The following is a 25,851-nucleotide window of genomic DNA, read 5'->3' as shown; positions in this document are numbered from 1 at the left end:
GGTACGCTAATAACTTAGATCTTTTAAGGAGCAATCATTATGAACCAGAACGGTAGCCAAATTCATTCCGGCGGCAATGGACACTCTGACGATACTGACACTCATGGGGTTTCAGCTGGTCAAGTAAGTATCAACACTGCTGGAGTTGATGATCTTTTGGACGAAATTGACGGTCTTTTGGAATCAAACGCTGAAGAGTTCGTTCGTTCCTATGTTCAGAAAGGTGGACAGTAAATCCGTGGGCGAGCACGAACGCACAGTTTTTACACGACGAATCACGGGCATAGAGACCGAATACGGAATCACTTGTGTCGGCGTCAACAGTCGTCGGTGCTTCGGTGCGGATGAGGTAGCACGCTATATGTTCCGTCCCGTTGTGGAGGAATGGGGAGGCTCCAACGTGTTTATCCCCAACGGGGCGCGGCTATACTTGGACGTGGGTTCCCACCCCGAATATGCTTCTGCCGAATGTGATTCGCTTTCCCAGTTAATCGCCTATGACCGTGCTGGCGATAAAATTGTTGATCAATTAGCACGACGGGCGGAAACTGCACTAGCAGCGGAAGGAATTGGAGGCAGGGTTTACCTATTTAAGAACAATCTTGACTCGCTCGGAAATTCCTACGGCTGCCATGAGAATTATCTTGTAAGCAGAGACGTTGTCCTCAAAACTCTGGGAAAACAACTTCTGCCGTTTCTAATTACCCGTCAGCTTATTTGCGGAGCTGGATCGATCCAAGATGGGCAATTTCAAGTCTCTCAACGAGCTGACCACGTGTGGGAGGGCGTATCTAGCGCCACCACTAGGTCCCGTCCAATTATTAATACTCGAGATGAACCGCATGCAGATTCCCATCGTTTTCGAAGACTCCATGTCATCGTCGGCGATTCAAACATGTCCGAGACAACATGTGCGTTGAAGATAGGCTCCACACAACTGGTCCTTGAGATGATTGAAGCTGGTGTTTTAAGCCATGACCTTGAGCTGAGCAATGAAATTGCCGCCATTAGGGAAATCTCTCGAGATATTACCGGCATGGCTCCAGTGCCGCTGAAAAACGGAACATCGATGGCAGCCATTGAAATCCAGCGTCGATATGCCGAAAAAGCTCTGCGCTGGCTCGAGCAACGCGACGACGCAGAAGGAACGCCAAACACTGAAATGCACAAGGTTGTGTCATTGTGGCTCGATACTATCTCGGCTATCGAATCGAACGATCTCCAAGCTCTATCTCGGGATATCGACTGGGCTATCAAATTATCGCTATTGCGCCGAGCTCAGCGTCGCATTGGTTGCAGTGAGTCTGACTTTACTCATCCAAAATTGGCGCAATTAGATTTGGCATACCACGATATTCGCCTTGACCGAGGCATTTTTCCTGTTTTGGAATCGAAGCAGTTAGTCAATAGGTGGATCAACGATACCGATATAGAAAATGCCACACGCATTGCGCCGTCAACCACCCGCGCAGCTCTGCGCGGAGAGTTTTTAGCTGCGGCTAGACATCTTAACGCGCCCATATCTGCTGATTGGCTGCGGCTTAAAGTAAACCGACCAGAACCTCAAATTATTGAGCTTACTGATCCATTTGAAAACACGGATGACCGTGTGGATCAACTCATTAGCTACATGAGAGCTCATGCAGATTCGTACAATACAGAAACTGCCAATTCATAGGTGCGGATAACATGGAGGCTTGTCATGGGTAAAGATGTAGCGCTGGAAAGAATCGTGAATTTGACCTTTGCATTTTTGCGCGCCGAAACCCAAGGCAGACACTATATTTCAGCTGACTGGGTTATCAAACATGTTGATGGTTATGCAAAAAATTCTGCAGGTCAGATCCGCAGCGATGCTGCTGCGCATCAATTATTCAAACGTGATCGCGCAGCCCTTGACCGCGCCGGTGTTCCGATCGAAACAATCGCTACCGGTGCACAAACTCTTTATCGTTTGCGCACTGAAGATTATTCACTTCCTGAAGTGACTTTCACTCCTGAAGAAGCGACGGTTTTAGCACTGGCTGGACAAATGGGCCTAGGAGACGAATTAGCTACTTTTTCTCGATCTGGGTGGACTAAAATTGCAGCTAGCGGTGTTCAACGCGAGCTCACGAGCACTCCTCGGTACACGCCAGTAAACGACGTTAATGCTATTGCTGTCCGCGATTTTGATGCGATCTTAGCTGCCCGCACACACCGAAGTGCCATAACTTTTGATTATTACGAAACGTCTACTTCGTCGCCTCAACAACGCGTTATGGATCCGTGGTCGATTGTGAGCGAACGAGACCGAGTTTATCTAGTTGGCTACGATCATGATAGACAAGCACCTCGTTGTTTTCGCATCACGAAAGTTGCTGGGATCCGACGCGTTGATTCAGAAACTGATTTTGTAGAGCCAGATGCCAACATTGACCTTCAACAATTAGTAAAAGAACAACTTCGTCGTGGGAAGCTGCTCGTCAACTCAGTGATCGCGGTGCAGTCAGGCAAGGCACAGGAGTTGACAAGTAGGGGAGAATGGCAACAAGACGGCACATTGTTACTTCGCGATGTCGACCGTGATTGGTTGGTGCGAACGCTTGCACGATATGCGCCGCATGCACGAGCGCTCAGCCCTACCGATCTCATTACTGATGTCGTATCGCTGCTCAAACAAGCTGCAGGGGTTGATTAAAATAGAGTCTACTTATCGCAATAACGCCAATCACCGACTTGCTGATCTGGTCCGTTTGCTTAATTTGTTGCCCTACTTTCAAGCTCACCCAGGACGTTCCATGATGGAGGCTGCGGTTGATTTAGGATCGACGCCAAGCCAAATTAAAGAAGACCTCAACCGACTGTTTTGTTGTGGTCCAGGCACCTTTCCCGATGAACTAGTTGATCTTGATGCACAACTTCAATCTGTAACTATCCTTGATAGTCAAGGCATGGACGCTCCGCTTCGACTTACACGAACTGAAGCAGGTGCGTTGCTACTATCTTTGGAATATCTCGAACAATTTCCTGAATTAGTTCACATGGAAACGGTAAAAAGTGCAGCTAAAAAACTTCGAGAAATTATGGGCCCCGAATCTTCCGCTGTATTCGATTCGCAGCATTTTGAAGATACTCCTCCCGCAGAACCAGTTATTGATGTCATTCGCGACTCTATGGCTCAACGGGTGCAACTTCGATTTGTTTACTATTCCCGCGCAAAAGACACCACAACAGAACGAATAGTTAGCGCTACTCGGCTTTTTAGCGCTGATGGATCCACCTACTTAGTTGGTTGGGACCACAAAGCTCAATCACACCGAACGTTTTTGACGACTCAGATTCGCGATGTGTGGTTGAGTACAAAACCTGCCCAGCCACACGTATCTTCTTTGCACTTCGATGCCTCCGACCCGTTTGAGCTCCAAACAGCTGAACAACACATTGAAATTGAAATATGCGAATCCGCCCAATGGCTAACCACGGTATTTCCACTCGAAGACGTTCAGCCCGCACACAACGGCTGGATTCGAGCGGTCATGCCAGTATTCTCCACTTCGTGGCTCATTGATACTTTAAAACGCAATGCAGACCGCATGCGTTTAAGAGACGTCAGATCTCCTCTAGCTAATAGCGTGCGTGAGTCAGCCAAATTGGGCTTGACCGCGTATGCTAGTGAACATGCCGAGGGCAATCAGTTTGAGGGGAAAGAGTCCTTAGAATGATTGCTTACTATCGACCTTGAAAGAAAGGCTCATCATGAACCTAGGACCTACCGAAATCCTGTTAATCCTCGTCATCGTTGTACTGCTTTTTGGCGCCAAAAAGCTCCCCGATGCAGCGCGTTCTCTTGGCCGCTCTATGCGCATCTTTAAGTCTGAAGTAAAAGAAATGAGCAATGACGATCAACGCTATGAGGAGCAACAGCAGCAGCGCCAGATCGCAGCACAGGCTCAGCAACAAGTTGTCAATCCTGTAGAGATTCCACAGCCACAGCCAACTGATATTCAGCGTCCACAGCAATAACACTGGTATTTATGCGTAAGCCCCAACCATATATGGAAAGGGGTTTACGCATAATGTACTTAAGGAACTCAAATGAGCAACGTTGATGTTCAGTCCGCTACCAAGGCGACGAGGGTTCGTCGGAATCGGATTCATAATCCTTTTTCTGTGCGTCCGAAACGTCCTACCGATGGCTCGATGTCTCTTGTAGAGCATTTGCAAGAACTTCGCCGTAGAGTAATCATCTCAGTTTTGGCCTTAATTGTTGGCACCATCGTGGGGTTCATGTGGTATCAACACCCAGTCAATCTCCATTGGTTTACGCTACGTTCCCTTGGCGATATCTTGCGCGGACCATACTGTTCGCTTCCACCTGAAAACAGGGCAGTGTTAACTCTTGACGGTGAATGCAGACTCATCGCCACCAGCCCGTTTGAGATGTTTATGCTTCGCCTCAAAGTTGGCGCGCTTGCAGGTTCAGTCTTCGCTTCGCCAGTGTGGCTGCAACAGCTGTGGGCTTTTATCACGCCAGGATTGATGAAAAACGAACGCCGGTGGACGTTATTTTTTGTCACAGCGGCAGTTACCTTATTCGTTTCCGGTGCTGTTTTAGCCTATTTTGTTATCGCAGTTGGTCTGCAGTTTCTACTCACAATGGGTGGTGAGTTTCAGGTAACCGCGTTGTCTGGCGGCCAATACTTCAATTTCATCCTCACCCTGCTTGTCATGTTCGGTGTGAGCTTTGAGGTACCACTTATTATCGCAATGCTCAATCTCGCCGGAATTTTAAGCTATGAATCAATCAAAGATAAGCGACGCATCATTATCGTATCTGTCTTTATTTTTGCTGCATTCATGACGCCAGGCCAAGATCCATATTCAATGGTGGCGCTCGGCGCGTCATTATGCCTGCTTGTAGAACTCGCGATTCAATTCACTCGGTTGAACGACAAACGGCGTAAGAATACACGTCCAGATTGGATGGACGTTGATGATGAGCATGCATCTACGCTCACACCAGCATCCGATTCTCTTGACAGCAGTACACTTATTGCTTCTTCAGATCCAATCACACCAAGCAGTCCTATCGCCGCATCGGCCCCAGAATTTCCGGCAGCTGTGACTCCTTCCGCATTAGAACGACCACAACGGCTTGATACACAATCAAATTTTGATGACGTACTTTAGCTAGAAGCCATTCAGAATAGATAAGGGAGCAGCAACGCTGTATTAAGGCGTTGCTGCTCCCTTATCTATTCTGAAGCGTTGGAACTATTGTGCCCCTTCAAAGCCCAACTGGCGCCAGGCTTCATAAATCGCGATGGATGCGCAATTAGAAAGATTCATGGAACGACGTGCCGGTAACATGGGGATTCGTACCTGCTGAGTAACGCGAGGATGTTCAAGGTGTTCAATTGGTAATCCTGTCGGTTCGGTACCGAATAGGAGGACATCACCTTCTTTATATTCGATATCGGTGTACCAAGTGGTTGCATGAGAGGAAAAAGCAAAGACCCTAGAAAGCGGTAAAGCATTCATGCAGGCATCGAAAGTCGAATGAATATGGACATCAGCTAAGTCGTGGTAATCCAATCCTGCACGTTTGAGGTTCTTGTCTTCAAAGTTAAACCCCAGCGGCTCAATAAGGTGCAAACTTGCACCAGTTACGGCGGAAGTCCTAATAGCATTACCTGTGTTATTAGGAATTACTGGATTATCAAAAACGATATGAAGCTTACTCATAGTAAAAGAGTGTAGGGCTACATTATCTAAAACGTGACACCACCATGATCCATCACCCTATTTACGTTTTCTCCGCATCTAGCAAGTAGCCTTGAGAGCATGAATGCCACCGTGGAACCAGAATCACATTTAAGCTATTTTGCTGCACGTCAAAATTTTCCACTTGATGAATTTCAAATCCGAGGGTGCCAAGCGGTCGAAAGCGGCCGGGGTGTCCTCGTTTGTGCACCTACGGGAGCTGGAAAGACTATTGTCGGTGAATTTGCGGTTTCCCTAGCCCTTTCGCAACAGACTAAGTGTTTCTACACCACACCGATTAAGGCACTTAGTAATCAGAAATTCCACGACCTTGTAAAAGCTCATGGTGAAGATAAGGTCGGCCTGCTTACTGGTGATGTTTCCATCAACCGAGATGCCGACATAGTCGTCATGACTGCTGAAGTTCTTCGTAATATGATCTACGCAGATTCAGAGGCTTTAGATCGGCTCAGTCACGTCGTGATGGATGAAATTCACTTTTTGTCTGACTCCTCCCGTGGTGCAGTTTGGGAAGAAGCAATCCTTGGCCTTGACGCAGCTGTAAACGTGATCGGTTTATCCGCGACGGTGAGCAATTCAGAGGAATTCGGCCGGTGGCTTAATACTGTTCGCGGTGATACCAAAATTATTGTTTCGGAAAACCGCCCTGTGCCTCTCAACCAATGGATGCTCGTTGCCCGTCGTATGCATCCCTTATTTGAGCCCGGCACAACAGGAGAAGTCAATAGTCGTCTCGTCGAGCACATCGAGCGTCTCGAAGGAACGGCCACAGATGGCACAGAGTACGGCCGCGCCCAGCTCAAAGCTGGAGGATTTCGAAATAGATCTCGTGCGATGGACTCAGATAACCGAGTTTCTCGACGATCCCCGCACCACCGTTCGGACAAGCATCGAGCCTTATCACACCCAGATGTCCTTCATATCTTGCAAGAACAGGACATGTTACCTGCGATTACGTTTATTTTCTCTCGCGCCGGTTGTGACGCCGCGCTCCATCAATGTATGCGATCGAGCCTAGTCCTTACTACTCAAGAAGAATCACAAGAGATCTCCGATATCATCACCGCTGGAGTAGCGGGAATACCCGAAGATGATCTCCGTCTACTTGACTATCGTCGCTGGCGCCAAGCACTGATGCGTGGATTCGCGGCACATCATGCAGGTATGTTGCCTGCTTTTCGCCATGTCGTGGAAAAGCTATTTACCAAAGGACTAGTTCGAGCGGTGTTCGCCACAGAAACATTGGCACTTGGTATCAACATGCCGGCGCGCACGGTTGTTTTGGAAAAACTCGTGAAGTTTAATGGTGAAGGGCACGCCGACCTAACACCTGGACAATATACGCAGTTGACTGGACGTGCAGGCCGTCGAGGTATCGATGTCATTGGAAACGCGGTGGTGCGATGGGCACCGGCGATGGACCCAGGACAAGTTGCTGGACTTGCCTCTACTCGCACTTATCCATTGGTCTCTACCTTTGCGCCGGGTTACAACATGTCGGTGAACTTGCTGAAGACTATCGGCTTTGATCCAGCTCATCGCTTGTTAGAAAAATCTTTTGCCCAGTTCCAAGCTGATGGCAGTGTTGTCGATGATATTAAAGCAATCGAATCCTTAGAAAAATCCGTCGATCAATTAACTAAACAACTCCATGCTGCCTTTGATAGTCACGATCAAGACGGTGCAGGAGCCGTCGATAGTTTCTTGGAGTACATCCACATACGTCGTGAGCTCACCGAAGAAGAACGCAAACATAAGCGATTGGCTATTGAACAACGTGACATGGAAACGACAAGGGTATTAAGCAAGCTGCAGCTTGGTGATGTGATAGCAATGCCCGGTAAAAAGCATCCGCTACTAGCTGTAGTGGTTAATCCAGCCAATAATAAAAAAGACCCACGGGTATGGATCACGATGGAAACGGGTTGGTCTGGACGCGTAGGACCAGATGCATTTGCCATGCCTCCAGTAGCTATTGGGCATATGCGTTTGAGCAGGCAAACTATTGCACAACCACGGAAAAATTCGCGTTTTGTAGTTGACCAGTTCCGAAAAGCGAATTTCCAACGTCCTAGACGGCTGAAAACATCTCCGCGGAATCGTCCAAATGCGACTATTTCGGCGCTGAGGGAGCAGCTTCGTTCACACCCTGCACATCATTGGCGCAAGAGGGAAGATCTTGCTCGGGTGGGGGAACAGTTGGTGCGACAGCAACGCATGCTCGAGGCAGCTCAACGCAAAGTCAACGAGGCAACCGATACGCTTGGCCGTACTTTCGATCGAATTGTTAACTTGCTCGCCGAATATGATTACGTCGAATTCCGTGATGGGGTTCCTGTCATTACTGAAGAAGGCGAAAACCTCTGCCAGATTCATAACGAGTCTGATCTATTAGTGGCACAATGTCTCAAGCGGGGAATCTGGGATGACCTAGATCCTGCTGAATTAGCTGGTGTAGTTAGCATGTGTACTTTTGAAAATCGCCGAGAAACTCGTGGAGAACCTGACGCTGCAACCGAAGAAATGGCGAAAGCCATGAACAACACCGTACGGATTTGGGAGGAACTTAGCAGTGACGAGCGTCGTTATAGGCTACCCGTCACTAGGTATCCCGAAGGTGGATTCGCATTGGCGATGCATCAGTGGGCGGCCGGCGCTCCGCTCGGTTATTGTATTGCTGCTGCCGCGGAATCCGGAGCCGAGCTTACGCCTGGAGATTTTGTTCGCCAATGCCGACAGGTTGTCGATTTGCTCGAACAAGTACGATCGACTGCTTACAATAATGACACCCGGCGCGCAGCGCGCAAGGCTATCGACGCTATACGCAGAGGCGTCGTAGCGATCGGAAACTAGTTTTCATTAACTACCTCGGTGTGTGACACCGAGGTTTACTATTAATCCCTATGATCAATACATTTCCTTCAAGTGTGTATGCAAAAAGACTCCAGCAAGCTTCTCAAGGGGCAATCAATCACGGGCTTCGCGGTGTAGTAATTGGCCCAGGACCACAACTGGAATATCTCACTGGTCTACGCATAGATACCCACGAGCGTTTTAGTGCTTTGATAATCCCTGCAGATTTTTCTTCACTATCTGATGTGGTCTTTGTGGTGCCCTCAGTGGATCGAGGCGATGTAGTTCGCAGTGCCATAGCTGAAATGGGCGTTACAACCCAGTATTGGGATGATGGGGAAGACGCGCATACCCTAGCTATGAATGCCTTATCGCCGCTAAAAGACTCAGAGGTAATCGGAGTTGATGATCACCTTGAAGCGGCACATCTTATTAACCTGATGGGACTTGCAGGACAAGGGGTTTCATTTGTATTAGCAAACACTGTGATGAGCGAACTTTTTATCAATAAAGACCCTGATGAAATCGCACAACTTCGCTCTGCAGGTGAAGCAATCGACAAAGTTCATGCCGAAGTTCCCCACCTGATTACTGCAGGACGCACAGAAGCCGAAGTTGCAGAAGATCTTCATCGACTTATAGCCCAAGAGCATTCCGCAATCGATTTCATCATTGTTGGAAGTGGCCCGAATGGAGCGAATCCGCACCATGATTTTTCAGACCGTATCCTCAATACTGGTGACATCGTGGTCGTTGATATCGGAGGAACATTTGGAGCTGGATATCATTCGGATTGCACGCGCACTTTTGTCGTTGGTGGCCCGCAACACGCACCTTCCGAAGCTAAAAACCTATACGCAGTACTAGAAAAAGCCCAAGAGGCTGCAGTAGCTCACGTCCGCCCAGGGGTAACGGCCGAATCTGTAGATAATGTCGCGCGAGAGATCATCACGCAAGCAGGATATGGAGAATATTTCATTCACCGAACCGGACACGGAATCGGACTATCTACTCACGAAGAACCATTCATTATGAAAGGGAATAAGCTAGTACTTCAACCTGGAATGGCGTTTTCCATTGAGCCAGGAATCTATATTCCAGGAAAATACGGCGCCCGAATCGAGGACATAGTCGTCGTTACTGAATCAGGCTGTGAACGTTTAAATAACCAGCCGCGAACATTGCAATGAGCTACAACATGGAAAAAATAACAGAAACAGTCGTCATTGTAGGAGCTTCAAGCGAAATCGCAGGGAGGATTGCCATCAATCTTGCCTGCAACCGCGACTTTGTTCTCTTAGCGCGACAATCAGAACGTCTTACAGCCCGTGGGGGACTAGTGTCGGTGCTCAAAGAGCTAGGTGCACGTAGCGTCAAGGTCCAAGAATTCAACGCAACAGATTGTACGTCGATAAGGCCGATAATCAGCCAAATTCCACGCATTGATCACGCCGTAGTCAGTTTCGGAATCCTCGGTGACCAGAATAAAGCCGAATCAGACGAATCGCATGCAGCTGAAATCGCGACGATAGATTACACGGCACAAATTGTTGTGCTTACGGTGCTTGCCGACATCATGAAACGACAAACACATACATCTACGATCACTGTATTTTCATCTATCGCAGGATGGCGGCCTCGACGGGCCAACTACGTATACGGATCGACAAAAGCCGGACTCGATGCATTCAGCCAAGGACTTGCCGACTCTCTTCATGGCAGCTCAGTAAAAATGATCATCGCTCGACCAGGTTTCGTTATCGGACACATGACTCGAGGAATGAAACCCGCTCCTATGTCAGTTACTCCTAGCATCGTCGCCGAAGCGATTTGCTCAGCAATTACTCGATCAACAAAAGAAAAATCTACAAGCACAACGCTATGGATACCGTCGAAGCTAGCGATTCTTGCCGCAATAATGAAGCTCGTCCCACGCCGAATTTGGCGCAAAATGCCACGCTAAACGGGGTAGAATAGAGTAACTATGAGTATGGAAGCAACCGCGCGCGTTTCTGAATTAGGACGCCCCAAAAACGACGATGGCCAAGCACACACCGGTACCATTACCGTCGTCGGAATTGGAGCTGGCGGTGTAGAAGAACTCGGTGCACAAGCTCGCACCGCACTACGCCAGGCCACAATCATCATCGGGTCCAAACGCCAACTCGGACTTCTCCCCGAAGATTTCCAAGGCGACCGAATCGCATGGCCATCTCCGCTTGTTCCGGCAATCCCAGCACTCTTCGCTGAATTCATCGACAAAGAAGTCGTAGTCCTTGGATCCGGTGACCCCATGTTTCACGGTATCGGCAGCACACTCCACCGACTGCTTCCGAATCACAGCATGACTGTGATTCCACAGCCATCATCGGCATCGCTAGCATGCGCACAACTCGGTTGGGCGCTAGATACTACAAGCGTCTACAGCCTTGTTACCCACCCCATCGCACATCTCACGTTAGCGATCGAACAAGGGGACCGTTTCTTAGTATTAGGACGCAACCATGAGTCTCCACGCGAGATCTGTGAACACCTCATTGCTTTAGGACAAAGCACCGCAGAAGTAACCGTTCTGAGCGATATCGGCAGCGTTAGCGAAACAATTACTTCAGGAGTAGCTACTGACTACCCGTCGAACGATTCAGCATTGAACGTTATCGCGATACGCCCACTCGCCGCCACCCGAAGTAGAGTACCGGGACTACCAGACTCCGAGTACGTCACCGATGGTCAGCTCACAAAACAACACGTCCGAGCACTCACGATATCTGCTTTGGCACCTAAACCTCATGAAAATCTGTGGGATATCGGAGGCGGATCCGGTTCCATCGCTATCGAATGGCTGCGTTCAACACCACAAACGACAGCTGTCTGCTTCGAAATATCTGAAGAACGTCGCGAACGAATCCTCAGCAATGCAATCAACCTCGGGGTATCCGATAGGATAGCAGTGCAGCAAGGCGCCCCCAGAGCATTCGACGATGTTCCAGACAACCCCGACGTCATCTTCATCGGCGGTGGGCTTACCGCGCCGGGTGTGTTCGAGACCGCATGGAAACGCCTACCAGTAGGGGGTCGATTAGTAGCCAACGCAGTGACGGTAGAAAGCGAACAAGTGCTTTGGGCACTGCGTAAACAATTTGGTGGAACTATGAGTTCATTTGCAATTTCACGTGAACACACAGTGGGCTCATTCATCACCATGAAACCTGCATTACCGGTACACCAATGGACCGTAGTAAAAGCATTGACAAAGGAACTCTGAGTAGAAGGCAATAAGGTTTAATTCATTATGACAGTTTACTTCATTGGTGCAGGCCCCGGTGCTGCAGATCTTCTTACACTTCGTGCGCATAACATCATCAAATCGGCACAGGTGTGCATGTACGCTGGATCTATTGTTCCACCAGAAGTGTTGGAATCTGTTCCACAAAACGCTCAGGTGATTAATACAGCCCGTATGCCGCTTGACCAGATCATGGAAACAATTGTTGCTGCGCATAAGAATGGGCACGATATCGCTCGGCTGCAGTCTGGTGACCCCTCAATTTATTCGGCTGTGGCAGAGCAAGCTCGCAGGCTCACTACGTTGGGAATTGACTATCAAATTGTCCCAGGAGTACCCGCTTTTGCGGCTGTTGCCGCAGCATTGGGACATGAGCTTACCGTCCCTACTGTCGGTCAAACAGTCATCCTCACTCGAGTTTCGGGTCGTGCATCAGCTATGCCACAAGGTGAGGACCTGTCTACTTTAGGTAAGAGCGGCGCAACTTTGTGTATCCATCTCGCAGTGCATGACATTGACCGTGTCGTATCAGAGCTGCTTCCTCACTATGGTGAGCATTGTCCAGCGGCTGTGGTTGCTTACGCCTCTCGTCCAGAGGAGGCAATTGTCCGGGGAGCACTTGCTGACATTGCAGAAAAGACACGAAGCGCTGAGATTACCCGTACAGCAATTATTGTGGTTGGAAAAGTGCTCGGAGCTGAAGGATTCCCCGATTCATTCCTATACTCCGATGACCGACCTCGAGATGAGCACGGTAGGACGATTCCATGCGCGCACTAATTTTGGGAGGTACTGGGGAAGGGCGCGACGTAGCTGCAATTCTTCACGCTGCAGGTTGGCGCGTGACAAGTTCCTTAGCTGGACGTGTTTCCAATCCGAAGCTTCCTGTCGGCGAGATCAGAATCGGAGGTTTTGGAGGGCCTGCCGGACTAACACAGTGGCTTTTGCGCGAAGGAGTTGAAGTCATCATTGATGCAACCCATCCTTTTGCAGAACGTATTAGTGCTTCAGCCGCCGAAGCAAGCAGAGCTACTGGTATTCCTTTGATTGCATTACATCGCCCCGAATGGAAGCAAAGGCCCCGTGACCGGTGGATTCCAGTGCCATCAATGCAGGAAGCCGCAGAAAAAGCTACTCGTGACTATCACCATATTTTTCTAACAATTGGCCGACAACAACTAGCTCCATTTGCTCACGACGCTCATAACCTTTACGTCGTACGTGCCGTAGAGCATCCCCAAGTGACGTTACCTCTACGTCATCGGCTCATACTTTCTCGTGGTCCTTTCACACTGGAAAGCGAGAAAAAATTGATGATTGATAACCAGATAGACTGTGTTGTTACCAAAAATTCTGGTGGGCCGCTCACACACGCCAAACTTGATGCCGCCCGCGACCTAGGTATTGACGTAATAATGGTGCAACGACCTCAATTGCCCAAGGTTACTCATGTTGCCACCTCAGCTGCAGAGGTAGCTGAAATTATTGATTCCTTGTAACTCAGGATGTAAATAATCGGTGTGGCCTCGGGCTTTTCTCATCTAAAAGTTCGAGGCCACACCGATTCAATTGCTTAAAGACTAGGTGTACCACCGCGAGGTAAATACTCGGACTCCATCGCCACCTTGATAGGTTTTAGTCGTCGATGCTCCAATAATGACCATTGTTCGCATATCAACAATGCCCGGATCAAAGTCGTCAAGCGTCGTCACCGTCACTGCTTCTTGATCGGATCCTACAGCACGAGCGACGATGACAGGTGTTGATCCCGCCTGATACTCACTAACGATTTCTTTCAGGCGCGCGACTTGCCAACGTCGCTCTTTCGACGCAGGGTTATAGCAAGCAAAAGCCATATCAGCACTGGCTAATGCCCGAATTCGTTTTTCTACAATTTCAAAAGGCTTTAGACGGTTAGACAACGAAATCATGCCAAAATCGTGCCCCAAAGGTGCACCTACGCGAGAAGCAACGGCTTGAGCTGCAGTCATTCCTGGGATGATGCGTACTGGTACTTCACGCCACTGATCGTCATCAGCTGTTTCCAAGACTGCTGCTGCCATCGCAAATACTCCAGGATCACCAGAAGAAACTACAGCAACTTTGCGGCCTTGTTTTGCCATGTCCAATGCCATGGCTGCCCGTTCCGCTTCGACTTTGTTATCAGAAAGGTGTCTACGTTGTCCCGCTTGCTGCGGTACTCGTTTTACATACGTAGAGTATCCAACGATGTCGGTGGCTTGTTTAAGCTCAGCCATGACTTCGGGAGTTGTCCAACGATGAGCGCCTGGGCCGAGTCCAACAACTACTACTTCGCCTTGTTGTTTATCACCTGAGTCTCCATTGGTATCAGTTATAGAAGGAACCACAGCTACGGAGAAATAGGGAATGGCCTGTGGGTCTGCTTCCATGACAGGAACTGAGTGCTGATCGGCCATTCCGACGCGTACTACCACGTGAGCACGATCTGCTACGCCAGCTTCGATCATGGCTTTGCGGACTTTATCAAATGTTCGGCCGAGTTTCATGACGACAGCGCCATCAGAATCTGACAGCCGTGCCACGAGCTCGCTATGAGGCAATGTTCCCGGAAGGATCGTCAGTACATCGTCATCTTCGCATAGAGGTTTTCCTAGCACATCAGCAGCTGAAGTGATCGAAGGAATACCAGGAATGATTTCAGTATCAAAATCTTCAGACAACAATCGATGAATATGCTGGTATGAGCTATAAAGCATCGGATCCCCAAGTGCAAGAACTACTACGTTCTTGCCTTCGATCAGATGATCACGTAAGCGTTCGCCCACGCTGGCATAAAATGCTGCCATAGCACCAGCATACCCACCCGGATGCTCAGTGACACCGGTCGTAACGGGGTATTCCAGCAACTCGAGTACTTGGTCTTGGCGAGTATACGACTCCACAATGCGATAAGCGGCCGATTGACCATTCGGCTTCGCATGGAACGCAATAACATCTGCCGACTTAATTGCTTTTACTGCTTTAACGGTAAGCAGTTCAGGATCACCAGGGCCCACTCCGACTCCCATAAGCTTTCCTGCGGTCACAGCTGTCATGGAAGAATCTCCTTTTCCGTAGCCAGAGCATTGATCGCGGCACAGGTGATAGCTGATCCGCCACGACGCCCGTGAACAGTGACAAATTCGACGCCTAAGTCGTGGGCGACATTGGCTAATGCAGCTTTAGATTCTGCGGCACCAACGAACCCCACAGGAATACCTAAAATCGCTGCAGGTCGTGGACGTTGTGGATCCTCAGCAAGCCAATTAAGCAGGTGGAAGAGGGCCGTAGGAGCATTACCGATAGCAACAACTGCACCGGCAATATATGGTTCCCACAGCTCGACGGCGGCAGCAGATCGAGTTGTACCAAGTTCCCGAGCTAGTTCCACCGTACGAGGTTCATTGAGCAGACAGATTACTTCGTTGCCTGCAGGCAAACGTTTACGAGTCACGCCGCTTTTCACCATGTTGACATCAGTCAAGATTGGTGCGCCTCGGCGCAACGCATCACGGGCGGTATCAACAACATTCGTGGACAATTCTATGTCTTCCGCCAAATCAACTTCACCTGCTGCGTGAATCATTCGAACCGCGATTTGTGCCTGTTTGTCATCGAACCGGCTTAAATCCGACTCTTCACGAATCATGGCAAAGGATTGCCTATAGATCTCGTTACCGTCTGTGATGCACTCGAAGCTCACCGTTCTGAAACCTCATATTCTCCGTCGCCGACTGCGACGTATTCAGTGTGATGTGACAAAGGGTGACCGCACCTGCGATCACACCCTGAAAAGTGTACTAAACCATTGATCTCATCACCGGATTGGAGAAGCGTCATCGCATCTTGTTGAGTATTGGTCAGCGACTTTTGGCAGCCTGGAAGGCCGGTACAAGCTGTGACCTTGAGCCAAGGGGAGTGGGCATCAAAGATAAGACCTTGCGGCGCCAAAACCTTTGTTACTGCTTCCGCTTCATCTTCTTTCAAACCATGAATAACAAGCGAAGCCCAGGGCGTAATCGATGTTTCAGCTCCTACAGCCGCAAGAATGCGAGCAACCTTCGACGTCAGGAAACCAAACCGCAATCCTGCGCCCAAGGTCACGGTACCGTCGTCTGCTGAAATCCAGCCAATCGGACGAGCAGATCCTTGAGCACGTGGGACAGCAACCTCACGACGTCCTACGTCGAAACGCTCATGAAGCTCCTCAGCGATCCGTTGACGTGCAACAGGACTTTCGTGTAGCCGCCATTCAATTTCACGCATATTTTGCCAAATCTCCGCAGCTGCAGTGAGAATTGTGGCAACTTCATCAGAATCAGCTATAGCGACGCTCGTTGCTTTACCACCCAAAATCAACTGGTGAGCTCCGTCTACATACACCACGCCGAAATCGGGATTCTGACTCACGATATCGCCAGAACCAGCATCGAAACCAAAAAGAGTACGGCCGGAAAGGCCAGCAACCACGTCGTTTTCTTGAAGAGATTGATCCAAATCATCCGTAAGCGTCCACAGCTCAGGGCTCAGCGGTGAGCACAAAATGTTTCGGATCTTATCGTGACGACGGGAAGGCAAAAATCCTGCAGCTTCAACCACATCGGCAAATGCTGCCTCATCCGATACACCTCGGAACTGCATGTTGCCTCGAGTCGTGATGTGAATGCTGCCATCACCTAGCTCATCAGAAATCCGAGCAATGTCTTCCCATTGGGACGCACGAACACGACCACCGGGGAAGCGGACACGACCAATGGCACCATCATTGGCATGGTGAAGTTTGAGCGCCCCAGGGCACATATCGGAGCGGCTTCGGTCAGGATGTGCGATAAGTACAGCAGCAGACTTCACATCTGCGCTCTTCTGAAAAGTCATGGCGCTCATAGTAGTCACATAAAACCAACAAAACTCACTAATGTGAGGTGTTCAATGTTGGCTTTTGTCACATTAGGTCATCATAATTTTTGATTAGTGCCCGATCGAATTGAACCCGAGTGCACCAACTCAGTGCGACATGCAGTGGAAATCCTCGCGCTCAGTTAAGCTAGACCGGAACCATGACGTAGTCACAGAACACTTTCAAGGATAAAAATCACAGTCGTGAACTCGGTGAAAACCCGGACGGTCGCGCCATTGTTACAGTCAGACCACAACCGTGATGCTTTTCTTTCGAAAGACGTGCTCTGAAACAGGACATATGCCATGCAACTTTTACACCTGCGCTGGGCGCGCCTCCCACGAAAGGAATTGACGTTTTACAATGATCACATTGCTCTCCACCTCCGATACCGATTTGTTATCGGCCAAAGCAGCTACATCACAATCAGAAGTAGAATTCCAGTACTTCAATCCCAACTATGTGAATGAAGAAAAACTAGGCGAGCTCATCTCCACAACTGACATCTTTGTAGTTCGTCTACTAGGTGGAAAACGGGCTTGGGAAGCAGGCCTTGATACGCTCCTTTCTACACATATTCCTGTTATCGCAGTTTCTGGTGAACTAGCAGTCGATGCAGAACTCACTGAGTTATCGACTGCCCCCGCAGGCGTCGTCACAACGGCACACACTTACTTAGCCGAAGGTGGAGCAACAAACCTCGCCAATTTACACAACTTCTTGTCTGACACGCTGCTGTTAACTGGTCTTGGATTCGATCAACCTCAACACATGCCATCTTGGGGATTTTTGGATTCCGCCACTCACCAGAACAGCTCTGAATCATCGCTACCTAAAATCGGCATCATTTATTACCGAGCCCAACACATTGCAGGAAACACTGCATATATCACCGAGCTTGCCAACGCTATTGCAGCTCAAGGCGCAGTACCCGTACCAATCTTCTCGGCTTCCTTGCGCCAAGCATCAGAAGATCTACTCGCTGAACTTTCTACATGCGATGCCTTAATCACTACAGTTCTTGCAGCTGGTGGTACAAAACCAGCAACCGCAGGCGCAGGCGGAGATGATGAAGCATGGGACGTCGCCAAGCTAGCTGCCCTCGACATTCCTATCATCCAAGGCTTAGCTCTCACCAATTCCAAGTCCGACTGGAACGACAACGACGAAGGACTAAGTCCCCTCGACGTAGCAACCCAAATCGCCGTACCAGAATTCGATGGACGACTGATTACCGTCCCATTTTCTTTCAAGGAATATGACGAAGACGGACTCATCGCCTATGTTCCTGATACCGAACGCTGTGCTCGACTAGCTGGTATCGCAGTACGCCACGCCCAATTACGCAAAAAAGAAAACAAGGACAAAAAACTTGTCCTCATGCTTTCCGCATACCCAACAAAGCACGCTCGTATCGGCAATGCAGTCGGCCTTGATACACCACTATCTACGCTAAGAGTTCTGGAAGCGCTACACACCTCAGGCTACAACATCGGTGACCCCGCCAATATCCCCGGTTACAGCACCAAAGGAGACCACGACGGCGATGCCCTCATGCACGCCATCATTGCAGCAGGCGGACACGACCCAGAATGGCTCACCCAAGAAGTACTAGACAACAACCCCCTCAAACTTGCAAAAGACGACTACCTCGACTTCTTCGCAACCTTACCTAGTGCAATGCAAGAAGAAATGACCGAACATTGGGGTGAAGCTCCAGGAACTCACTACGTGAACCCCAAAACACACGAGCTTTACATAGCCGGACTACAGTTCGGCAACGTCGTCGTCATGGTCCAACCACCTCGCGGCTTCGGTGAAAACCCAGTAGGCATCTATCACGACCCCGATCTACCTGCTAATCACCACTACCTCGGCGTCTACTTCTGGCTCCGCGAAAAATTCCACGCTGACGCCATCGTCCATATGGGAAAACACGGCAACATGGAATGGCTACCTGGCAAAAACGCCGGCCTATCACCAGAATGCTACCCAGACCAAGCGATCGCAGATCTCCCCTTGATCTACCCATTCTTAGTTAACGACCCAGGCGAGGGGACTCAAGCAAAGCGCCGAGCACACGCCACGCTAGTTGACCATATGATTCCACCAATGGCACGAGCAGAAACCTATGGTGACATCACTCGACTCGAGCAGCTACTCGACGAACACGCAACCATTGCAGCCATGGATCCAGCTAAACTTCCCGCAATCAGGCAAGAAATCTGGACCCTCCTTCAAGCCGCAAAAATGGATCGCGACCTCGGATGGGATGAACGACCAGACGAAGACGCATTCGACGACAAAATGATGGAGATCGACGGCTGGCTCTGCGAAATCAAAGACGCAGCTATCCGTGGTGGCCTCCATATCCTCGGCGAAAACGTCACCGGAGAAATTCGCGTCGAACTCGTCCTCGCCATGCTCCGCGCACGCCAACTTTGGGGAGGAGAAGAAGCAATCCCAGGACTCCGCGAAAGCCTTGGACTCTCCGAAGCAGGCGACGAAAACCGTCATCGCGTCGACCAAATCGAAAACATCGCACACAGAATGCTCACTCGCCTCGAGGAAAACAACTGGGACCCTACAGCAGTAACCGAAATCGTCGACAATGCCGAGCTACCAGATGATGCCAACCGCGCCGGGGTTACATCGCTGCTCGTTTTCGCGTGCAACGAGATCATTCCACGTCTCGAACAAACATCCCGCGAAATCGATCAAATTCTCCGTGCTCTAGACGGACGCTTCATTGAAGCTGGCCCATCGGGTTCTCCAATGCGCGGTCTGGTCAACGTTTTGCCTACCGGACGTAACTTTTATTCAGTAGATCCGAAATCCTTGCCTTCACGCCTAGCGTGGGAAACTGGCCAATTGCTGGCAGATTCCTTAGTTCAGCGATACCGCGATGAGCACGATGGACAGTACCCTAAGTCTGTCGGACTTTCCGTATGGGGAACGTCCGCAATGCGAACTTCTGGCGATGATATCGCTGAAGTATTCGCACTGTTGGGTGTTCGTCCGGTATGGGACGAGGCTTCTCGACGCGTTGTTGATCTTGAAGTCATTTCGCTAGAGGAACTTGGGCGTCCCCGAATTGATACAACCGTTCGCATCTCGGGCTTCTTCCGTGACGCATTCCCACATGTGCTAGCCCTTATCGACGACGCAGTTCAGCTAGTTTCTCAACTGGACGAACCAGCAGAACAAAACTTCATTCGTGCGCACATGATGTCGGATCAGCACGATCACAATGTACCGGTTCGGCGAATCTTCGGATCGAAACCAGGGACCTACGGCGCTGGACTCCTAGAACTCATAGAATCTGGCAATTGGCGCGATGATCAGGATCTTGCAGAGGTATACACCAACTGGGGCGGATATGCGTATGGCCGAGGAGTCAACGGCGTAAAAGCCCACGAAGAAATGCGAAGTGCGTATCGACGCATCCAAGTGGCTGCAAAAAATGTTGATTCTAAGGAACATGACATCGCAGACTCCGATGATTATTTCCAATTCCACGGCGGAATGGTAGCTACAGTTCGTGCGCTTACCGGATCAGATCCTGAGGCATACATCGGGGATTCGACTCGCCAAGAAACGGTCAAGACACGAACGCTACATGAGGAATCTCGTCGCGTATTCAGAGCACGCGTAGTAAATCCTCGCTGGATTGAAGCGATGCGTCGCCATGGGTACAAAGGCGCTTTCGAGATGTCCGCAACTGTGGACTATCTCTTTGGATACGACGCCACCACTGGTCTCATGGACGACTGGATGTACGAAACGCTGACCGATACATACGTAAAAGACCCGAGTAATCGCGAGTTCTTTGAAAAATCAAATCCTTGGGCACTTCGTGATATCTCGGAGCGTTTGCTCGAAGCTGTCGATCGAGGCATGTGGGAAAACCCAACAGCAGAGGCACTGGATACCTTGCGTAATACTTTCCTAGAAATGGAAGGAAATCTCGAAGAAGGCACACAAAACTAGAAGCCTTGTTTCGTCTCATGAGCAGGTAGGGTAGGGGCATGCGTCTTTATTTTGCTTTGCCCTACTTCCTCATCGAGGCTATAGCTTTTTGGGGAGTATCTCGGTGGCTCGGAACTGGGGTCGCCTTGATCCTCCTTTTTGCGTGCTTATTCGGTGGACTCATTCTCGCTGCTTGGGAAATGCAAAATATTTCTCGCAAACTTAGCCGCGGGACGGCTTCCGCAGGACGTGCAGTAGGAGACCTTGGTTTGATAGGTGCCGGAGCAATGGGCGTTGCAATGCCTGGGTTTATTACCTCAATTGTTGGTCTATTGCTTATCTGCACACCCACGCGTGCTTTAGTGAGAAATCTCTTAGCGAAAAAGCTTCGGACGAAGATCGAAGAACTAGGGGCAAAAAGCTTTGAAGCTACAAATGCGTATCGACAACAAGCACACTACGGATCGTTCGCTCAACCTCATGCCTCTGAACAAGTAATCGATGAGGAAGAAATACAATCATGGACTCGAAACCTAAGGCCGGAAGATTTCGGTACCGATGGTTCAGGCTCTAACGATTCGGGCCGAAAGTAGCTCATAAGCGTGAATCGGAAAAGGTCCCGAGCAGCTCGAGTGCTTCTCACACGTTTCGCTGCAGCGGTAGTCGCAGCATTGCTCGTTTTCTCGTCTTATCAGCCTCTAGGCTGGTACAGCTGTGCACCAATCGGTATCGCATTGCTGCTATGGTCACTAGCTCCTCGGCATTCAGAATGTCTTTCTTCGCGAATGAGCACACTTATCGCGATCGCTCATTCCGTAACACTGTTTTTATTACTTCTCCCGTGGATCGGCGAATTTGTAGGGGCAATGCCTTACGTTGCTTTGTCGATATTTTTATCTTTGTATTCAATTCTGTGGGGAGCACCGTTAGCAAAACTGTTATCTACACGAAAAGGGTGGATTACAGCCCCGTTTGTACTGCTCGCAGTGGAGTGGCTGAGGTCCAACTATCCATTTGGCGGTTTTGCATGGGTTCGCCTCGCATGGGGTCAGATAGGTGGCCCTTTAGCACCCTTTGCAGCATGGGGTGGCCCTGCGTTAGTCTCATTTGCCACAATGTTGGTAGGTGCATTGATCTTCGCACTGCTCCAGCGCACAAATACACGATTGGCTCTCACAATCTCTGTCATCATGAGCGTGGTCACGGCTGGCACGTGGTTTAATCTCAGGTCTTCCGAAAGCCAAGATTTAACAGGGCAACACCAAGTCACCGTGGCTGCTGTTCAAGGCAATGTTCCTCGACTTGGACTGGATTTCAATGCTCAGCGTAGAGCTGTATTAGCGAACCATGTACAAGAAACGAAAAAAATAACTGAACCAGTTGACTTCGTAGTGTGGCCGGAAAATTCCTCGGATGTCGATCCTTTTGCAGATGTTCGCGCACGCAATCTCATCGACTCTGCGGTCGTTTCAGCACAAGCGCCCATTGTTGTCGGGACGGTTACAACCGATGAAGTAGGCGCTCGAAATGCCATGGTGGTTTTCGATCCGGAAACTGGGGAAGGAGACTGGCATGTCAAAAAGTTTTTACAACCTTTTGGCGAGTGGATGCCTTGGCGCGACTTTTTCCGAAAGTTTTCTTCGCTCGTTGATCTCGCCGGCGATTTCAAACCAGGTGAAGGTAACGGCGTTGTACGAGTTCATGCTGCTCAATTAGGAGAAACAGTCAAGCTCGGAATAAGCACTTGTTACGAAGTGGCATTCGACCAAGCAGGACGAGACGCGGTACTGGCGGGGGCACAAGTATTAGCGACCCCTACGAATAATGCCACTTTTGGGTTCACAGATATGACTTATCAGCAGCTTGCTATGAGCCGTATGCGCGCAATCGAACTCGACCGAGCAGTGGTCGTAGCAGCTACTTCAGGTGTTTCGGCTATAGTGACACCGAGTGGTGAAGTACTCCAACACTCGAAAATATTCGAATCGGCAACTCTAGTACAATCGCTTCCGTTGAAAGAAACCATCACTTTTTCCGCGCGGTATGGCACGCTATTGGAGGAAGTCTTGGTTATTATTGGAACTCTATGCGCAGTATCTGCGTTAGCTATACGCAGAAAGATGCCACAAGCATCATCTCGAGCACCACGCAAAAAGAATTGATCAATTGAGGAGCTACGAAAAACTCATGTCCATGCCCAGCGAAAAAACCTTGGTGATCATTCCAACGTATAACGAGTTGGAAAATCTCCCATTGATCACGGGCCGTGTACGTAAGACAAACCCTAACGTAGACATCCTCGTCGTGGATGACAATAGCCCAGATGGCACAGGAGAGGCAGCCGACGCCTTGGCGGCTGCAGACGCGCACATTAAAGTGCTTCACCGCGAGGGTAAAGGCGGTTTGTGTGGAGCCTACGTGGCTGGCTTCCAATGGGGCCTAGAACGCGACTACACCGTGCTATGTGAGATGGATGCCGACGGCTCACATGCACCCGAACAACTCCACCTGTTGCTTGCACAGGTGGATAACGGCGCGGATCTCGTCATTGGTTCCCGTTATGTACCAGGTGGCAAAGTTGTGAACTGGCCTAAGAATCGTTGGGTGTTATCTAAGGGCGGTAATATCTACATTTCCTTAGCCCTTGGCGCAGGACTTTCTGACATGACCGCGGGTTACCGTGCTTTCCGTCGAGAGGTACTTGAGACAGTTGATCTCAACGAGCTATCTAATGCTGGCTATATTTTCCAAGTAGATATGGCGTGGCGTGTCATTCAGCTTGGTTTCGATGTGCGCGAAGTTCCGATTACTTTCACAGAACGAGAAATCGGTGAGTCTAAGCTTGACGGTAGTTTTGTCAAGGATTCCCTCCTCGAGGTGACAAAGTGGGGTATCCAGCACCGCAAAGAACAGATCACCAATCTTTATACAGAGTCTTCACGTCTCATTCGCCATGAGGTTAGCTCTTTCCGTAAGAAGCATCTTATCTAGAGCCCATCTCGAATAGGGGGCGGTGCGCAGGAGAAATCCTGTGCACCGCCCCCTATTAGTTTCAAGTCGAAATCTGACTTTAGGAATTTTGAGCTGCGGCAGCTTCTTCCTGCTGTTGTTTCAGCAAACGCGCAGCATTGCGACGTCGTTTACGAAGCATTTCAATCCGCTCTTCCAAAAGAACATCAAGTTCTTCAAGAGAACGACGTTCACGAAGCATATCCCAGTGTGTACGTGCTGGTTTAACAGGCTTGGCTTCTACACCTTCACCTTCCATGAGGATGCCCAGCTGACCATTCTTGCACAGCCACTCACTTGGAATTTCAGCGTCATGAGCGAAAGGCACGTCAAAAATTTCACCCGTTTCAGTTTTGTAACGGACCATCTGACGTGGAGCGAGATCATGATCACGGTCAGTTTCGTAGCTCACAGCACCCATTCGACTGCCACGTAGTACGCGATCTGCCATAAGAGGAATCCCCGTCCTTTCGTTCTAGCGATTCAAGCATTGGATGTTCATAGTCTCATGTTTCTTCACGAGTAGGAGAGAAGAAGACATAACTACACAGATCTTTTACTATAACGTATGGCGGCTAGCTTTTTGTTCCCAGCATGGCCTTTATAGGAGTTTTACCGCCATAAAAATATAAAATCTATAAAATTCACCTACAAAAAGGGCCTTTGATATAAGTCGAATATACGGTAGGGAGTTTCGTTCGCTATGATATGGCGGATGCCTACGAAACGAATCCCGACCTGCGCCTGGTGCGGCAAAGAGCTAAACTCCAACGGCCGAGGTCGCCCGAAGAAATTTTGTAGCCAATCCTGCAGACAGCGCGCATATGAACAGCGACATGGATCCGGAGCAAAAACCGCACTTCCAGAAGGAGCAGTTGTTTTAGTTCCTGAAAAAGTAGACAACCTCCGCGATGCACTGTATGAACTACGATGTTCCGCCGAAGATATAGCCACCGCCGCAGACGAAGGCATCAGCGCCGAAGATATGAAAGAGCTTTGTGCAGAGCTTGTCTCATTGGCAAAGAAAATCGAGAGATTAAGGTAAAAGAGACATCACTATGGATAACAAGCAAAAGCCCATTATTATTGGCACTTTTATAGCGGTCGCGGTTCTCGCCATCGTAGCGGTAGCCATAGCCCTTATCCCATTGCTCACAAACCCGGGGGTAAAAACCGAACAGATAGACACCTCCAATGCACAGCCAGCTTCCACAGATATTGATGGAGAATGGTCCGTTACTTACGGGAAAGCCCCTAATATCAGTTCTGCAGGATTCACCTTTCATGAAGTTCTACCTGGTGACAAGAGAGTCACATCAGGGTCAACGCGGTCAGTGTCAGGAAATGTTTCCGTTAAAAATTCACGCTTAACTTCCGGAACCGTCACGATCGATATGGCGGATATCCATACCGACAATCAAAAACGCGACACAAATGTACGCTCAAAGATTTTCGAAACTGCCAAGTTTCCTGAAGCTTCCTACGAAATTTCCCAAGCAGTAGATCTTTCGGCCGTGCCAAGCGATGGAACATCTATTGAGCTTAGGATTCCCGGAAAACTCACCATTCACGGTGTAACACGTGACGTGACACCAGATTTCACAATTATTCGCGACGGCAATACGGTAAAAGTATCGACGACCATTCCGATTAATCGGCTCGATTTTAATGTACACATGCCTGAGTTTGTAGCCGCAAAAATTGACGAAAACGGAGAAATCAACGTCTTACTAAACCTCGAAAAGTCCGGATCCTAGGAAGAAGCTCGTAACGATGGCGCATAGAATGATTCCTGCGTTGTGGCTCCGGATTGTCGTGCTCATAGCGTTCATGGCGTATATGATCCAACAATCTTTGCCTTGGTTGGCTCTTATCGCCGGAGCATTTGCTTTACTTACCGGTCTACAGCTGTGGGTAGCGTACCGCTCTAAAAAAGATGATCGAAATCTTCTTAATTCAGAAATGTAGGCCAATGGAAGGACCCTACTATTATGTCACTGTGACGTAATAGTAGGGTCTCGATGTCTTACCAACTGCCACCAAAAGGAAA

General features: G+C 49.5%; 24 protein-coding genes. 19 read left to right on the top strand and 5 right to left on the bottom strand.

Annotation, left to right across the window (positions count from 1 at the left end):
- The first annotated feature begins 39 nt into the window (after window positions 1-39).
- The 6 genes from CIP100161_RS06065 to tatC all read left to right on the top strand — a co-directional run bounded on the left by CIP100161_RS06065 (window position 40) and on the right by tatC (window position 5,172).
- Window positions 40-234 (top strand): ubiquitin-like protein Pup, encoded by a 195-nt coding sequence (locus CIP100161_RS06065; protein ID WP_155872787.1) that lies wholly within the window; start codon window positions 40-42, stop codon window positions 232-234.
- Complete coding sequence (pafA, locus tag CIP100161_RS06060; RefSeq protein ID WP_166443150.1) at window positions 212-1,678, top strand: Pup--protein ligase; 1,467 nt, start codon at window positions 212-214, stop codon at window positions 1,676-1,678. Before CIP100161_RS06065 ends, pafA begins: the two co-directional genes overlap by 23 nt.
- A 24-nt stretch (window positions 1,679-1,702) precedes the next feature.
- Window positions 1,703-2,680 carry a helix-turn-helix transcriptional regulator gene (locus CIP100161_RS06055; RefSeq protein ID WP_155872783.1) on the top strand — a complete coding sequence of 326 codons (978 nt, stop codon included), beginning with the start codon at window positions 1,703-1,705 and terminating at the stop codon, window positions 2,678-2,680.
- Complete coding sequence (locus tag CIP100161_RS06050) at window positions 2,673-3,704, top strand: helix-turn-helix transcriptional regulator (protein WP_232053107.1); 1,032 nt, start codon at window positions 2,673-2,675, stop codon at window positions 3,702-3,704. The genes CIP100161_RS06055 and CIP100161_RS06050 overlap by 8 nt, the downstream gene beginning before the upstream one ends.
- A gap of 34 nt (window positions 3,705-3,738) precedes the next feature.
- Window positions 3,739-4,005 (top strand): Sec-independent protein translocase subunit TatA, encoded by a 267-nt coding sequence (gene tatA / locus CIP100161_RS06045; protein ID WP_003851463.1) that lies wholly within the window; start codon window positions 3,739-3,741, stop codon window positions 4,003-4,005.
- A gap of 72 nt (window positions 4,006-4,077) precedes the next feature.
- Window positions 4,078-5,172, top strand: a complete 1,095-nt coding sequence (gene tatC, locus CIP100161_RS06040; RefSeq protein ID WP_155872781.1) for a twin-arginine translocase subunit TatC — start codon at window positions 4,078-4,080, stop codon at window positions 5,170-5,172.
- An 84-nt stretch (window positions 5,173-5,256) separates the two neighbouring features.
- Here the strand turns inward: tatC and CIP100161_RS06035 are convergent, their stop codons facing one another.
- Entirely contained in the window at window positions 5,257-5,727 is a 471-nt protein-coding gene (locus CIP100161_RS06035) for a tRNA (cytidine(34)-2'-O)-methyltransferase (RefSeq protein WP_155872779.1), read from the bottom strand.
- A 99-nt stretch (window positions 5,728-5,826) separates the two neighbouring features.
- Here CIP100161_RS06035 and CIP100161_RS06030 point away from each other — a divergent pair, with 99 nt between their 5' ends.
- The 6 genes from CIP100161_RS06030 to CIP100161_RS06005 are packed head-to-tail and all read left to right on the top strand — an operon-like array spanning window position 5,827 to window position 13,404.
- On the top strand, window positions 5,827-8,619 hold the full coding sequence (locus CIP100161_RS06030) for a DEAD/DEAH box helicase (RefSeq protein ID WP_155872777.1): 2,793 nt from the start codon (window positions 5,827-5,829) through the stop codon (window positions 8,617-8,619).
- Between the two features lie 50 nt (window positions 8,620-8,669).
- Window positions 8,670-9,809: a M24 family metallopeptidase gene (locus tag CIP100161_RS06025; RefSeq protein ID WP_155872775.1), complete on the top strand. Its 1,140-nt coding sequence runs from the start codon at window positions 8,670-8,672 to the stop codon at window positions 9,807-9,809.
- Window positions 9,806-10,582, top strand: coding sequence for an SDR family oxidoreductase (locus CIP100161_RS06020; protein ID WP_155872773.1), 777 nt, complete (start codon window positions 9,806-9,808; stop codon window positions 10,580-10,582). Before CIP100161_RS06025 ends, CIP100161_RS06020 begins: the two co-directional genes overlap by 4 nt.
- 21 nt (window positions 10,583-10,603) lie before the next feature.
- Window positions 10,604-11,884 (top strand): precorrin-6y C5,15-methyltransferase (decarboxylating) subunit CbiE, encoded by a 1,281-nt coding sequence (gene cbiE / locus CIP100161_RS06015; protein WP_155872771.1) that lies wholly within the window; start codon window positions 10,604-10,606, stop codon window positions 11,882-11,884.
- Window positions 11,885-11,911: 27 nt separating this feature from the next.
- Window positions 11,912-12,685: a precorrin-4 C(11)-methyltransferase gene (cobM, locus tag CIP100161_RS06010; RefSeq protein WP_155872769.1), complete on the top strand. Its 774-nt coding sequence runs from the start codon at window positions 11,912-11,914 to the stop codon at window positions 12,683-12,685.
- Complete coding sequence (locus CIP100161_RS06005; protein WP_155872767.1) at window positions 12,673-13,404, top strand: cobalt-precorrin-6A reductase; 732 nt, start codon at window positions 12,673-12,675, stop codon at window positions 13,402-13,404. Before cobM ends, CIP100161_RS06005 begins: the two co-directional genes overlap by 13 nt.
- Window positions 13,405-13,485: 81 nt before the next feature.
- Here the strand turns inward: CIP100161_RS06005 and cobJ are convergent, their stop codons facing one another.
- The 3 genes from cobJ to CIP100161_RS05990 are packed head-to-tail and all read right to left on the bottom strand — an operon-like array spanning window position 13,486 to window position 16,810.
- Window positions 13,486-14,982 carry a precorrin-3B C(17)-methyltransferase gene (gene cobJ / locus CIP100161_RS06000; protein WP_155872765.1) on the bottom strand — a complete coding sequence of 499 codons (1,497 nt, stop codon included), beginning with the start codon at window positions 14,980-14,982 and terminating at the stop codon, window positions 13,486-13,488.
- A complete protein-coding gene (locus tag CIP100161_RS05995; RefSeq protein WP_155872763.1) occupies window positions 14,979-15,629 on the bottom strand; it encodes a precorrin-8X methylmutase in 651 nt (216 codons plus the stop codon). The genes cobJ and CIP100161_RS05995 overlap by 4 nt, the downstream gene beginning before the upstream one ends.
- On the bottom strand, window positions 15,626-16,810 hold the full coding sequence (locus CIP100161_RS05990; RefSeq protein WP_155872761.1) for a precorrin-3B synthase: 1,185 nt from the start codon (window positions 16,808-16,810) through the stop codon (window positions 15,626-15,628). Before CIP100161_RS05990 ends, CIP100161_RS05995 begins: the two co-directional genes overlap by 4 nt.
- Before the next feature lie 376 nt (window positions 16,811-17,186).
- Here CIP100161_RS05990 and cobN point away from each other — a divergent pair, with 376 nt between their 5' ends.
- Genes cobN through CIP100161_RS05970 form a run of 4 tightly spaced genes read left to right on the top strand, consistent with a single transcriptional unit; the run spans window position 17,187 to window position 23,783 of the window.
- A complete protein-coding gene (gene cobN, locus CIP100161_RS05985; RefSeq protein WP_155872759.1) occupies window positions 17,187-20,813 on the top strand; it encodes a cobaltochelatase subunit CobN in 3,627 nt (1,208 codons plus the stop codon).
- 38 nt (window positions 20,814-20,851) lie between these two features.
- The gene (locus CIP100161_RS05980; RefSeq protein WP_155872757.1) at window positions 20,852-21,385 is read left to right on the top strand and encodes an FxsA family protein; all 534 of its coding nucleotides are present in this window, start codon (window positions 20,852-20,854) and stop codon (window positions 21,383-21,385) included.
- A 9-nt stretch (window positions 21,386-21,394) separates the two neighbouring features.
- Window positions 21,395-22,954, top strand: coding sequence for an apolipoprotein N-acyltransferase (gene lnt, locus CIP100161_RS05975; RefSeq protein WP_155872755.1), 1,560 nt, complete (start codon window positions 21,395-21,397; stop codon window positions 22,952-22,954).
- A gap of 25 nt (window positions 22,955-22,979) precedes the next feature.
- Complete coding sequence (locus CIP100161_RS05970) at window positions 22,980-23,783, top strand: polyprenol monophosphomannose synthase (RefSeq protein WP_155872753.1); 804 nt, start codon at window positions 22,980-22,982, stop codon at window positions 23,781-23,783.
- 79 nt (window positions 23,784-23,862) lie between these two features.
- Here the strand turns inward: CIP100161_RS05970 and CIP100161_RS05965 are convergent, their stop codons facing one another.
- Entirely contained in the window at window positions 23,863-24,252 is a 390-nt protein-coding gene (locus CIP100161_RS05965) for an RNA polymerase-binding protein RbpA (RefSeq protein WP_014301899.1), read from the bottom strand.
- A 264-nt stretch (window positions 24,253-24,516) separates the two neighbouring features.
- On the opposite strand from CIP100161_RS05965, the gene CIP100161_RS05960 reads away from it, so the two are divergent.
- Genes CIP100161_RS05960 through CIP100161_RS05950 form a run of 3 tightly spaced genes read left to right on the top strand, consistent with a single transcriptional unit; the run spans window position 24,517 to window position 25,769 of the window.
- The gene (locus CIP100161_RS05960) at window positions 24,517-24,846 is read left to right on the top strand and encodes a hypothetical protein (protein WP_155872751.1); all 330 of its coding nucleotides are present in this window, start codon (window positions 24,517-24,519) and stop codon (window positions 24,844-24,846) included.
- Window positions 24,847-24,859: 13 nt separating this feature from the next.
- The gene (locus tag CIP100161_RS05955) at window positions 24,860-25,558 is read left to right on the top strand and encodes a YceI family protein (protein WP_155872749.1); all 699 of its coding nucleotides are present in this window, start codon (window positions 24,860-24,862) and stop codon (window positions 25,556-25,558) included.
- 16 nt (window positions 25,559-25,574) lie between these two features.
- On the top strand, window positions 25,575-25,769 hold the full coding sequence (locus tag CIP100161_RS05950) for a hypothetical protein (protein ID WP_155872747.1): 195 nt from the start codon (window positions 25,575-25,577) through the stop codon (window positions 25,767-25,769).
- The last annotated feature ends 82 nt before the right edge of the window (window positions 25,770-25,851 follow it).

This window comes from Corynebacterium rouxii (assembly GCF_902702935.1).
GTDB lineage: Bacteria > Actinomycetota > Actinomycetes > Mycobacteriales > Mycobacteriaceae > Corynebacterium > Corynebacterium rouxii.
This window is presented reverse-complemented; position numbering and strand designations above follow the sequence as displayed.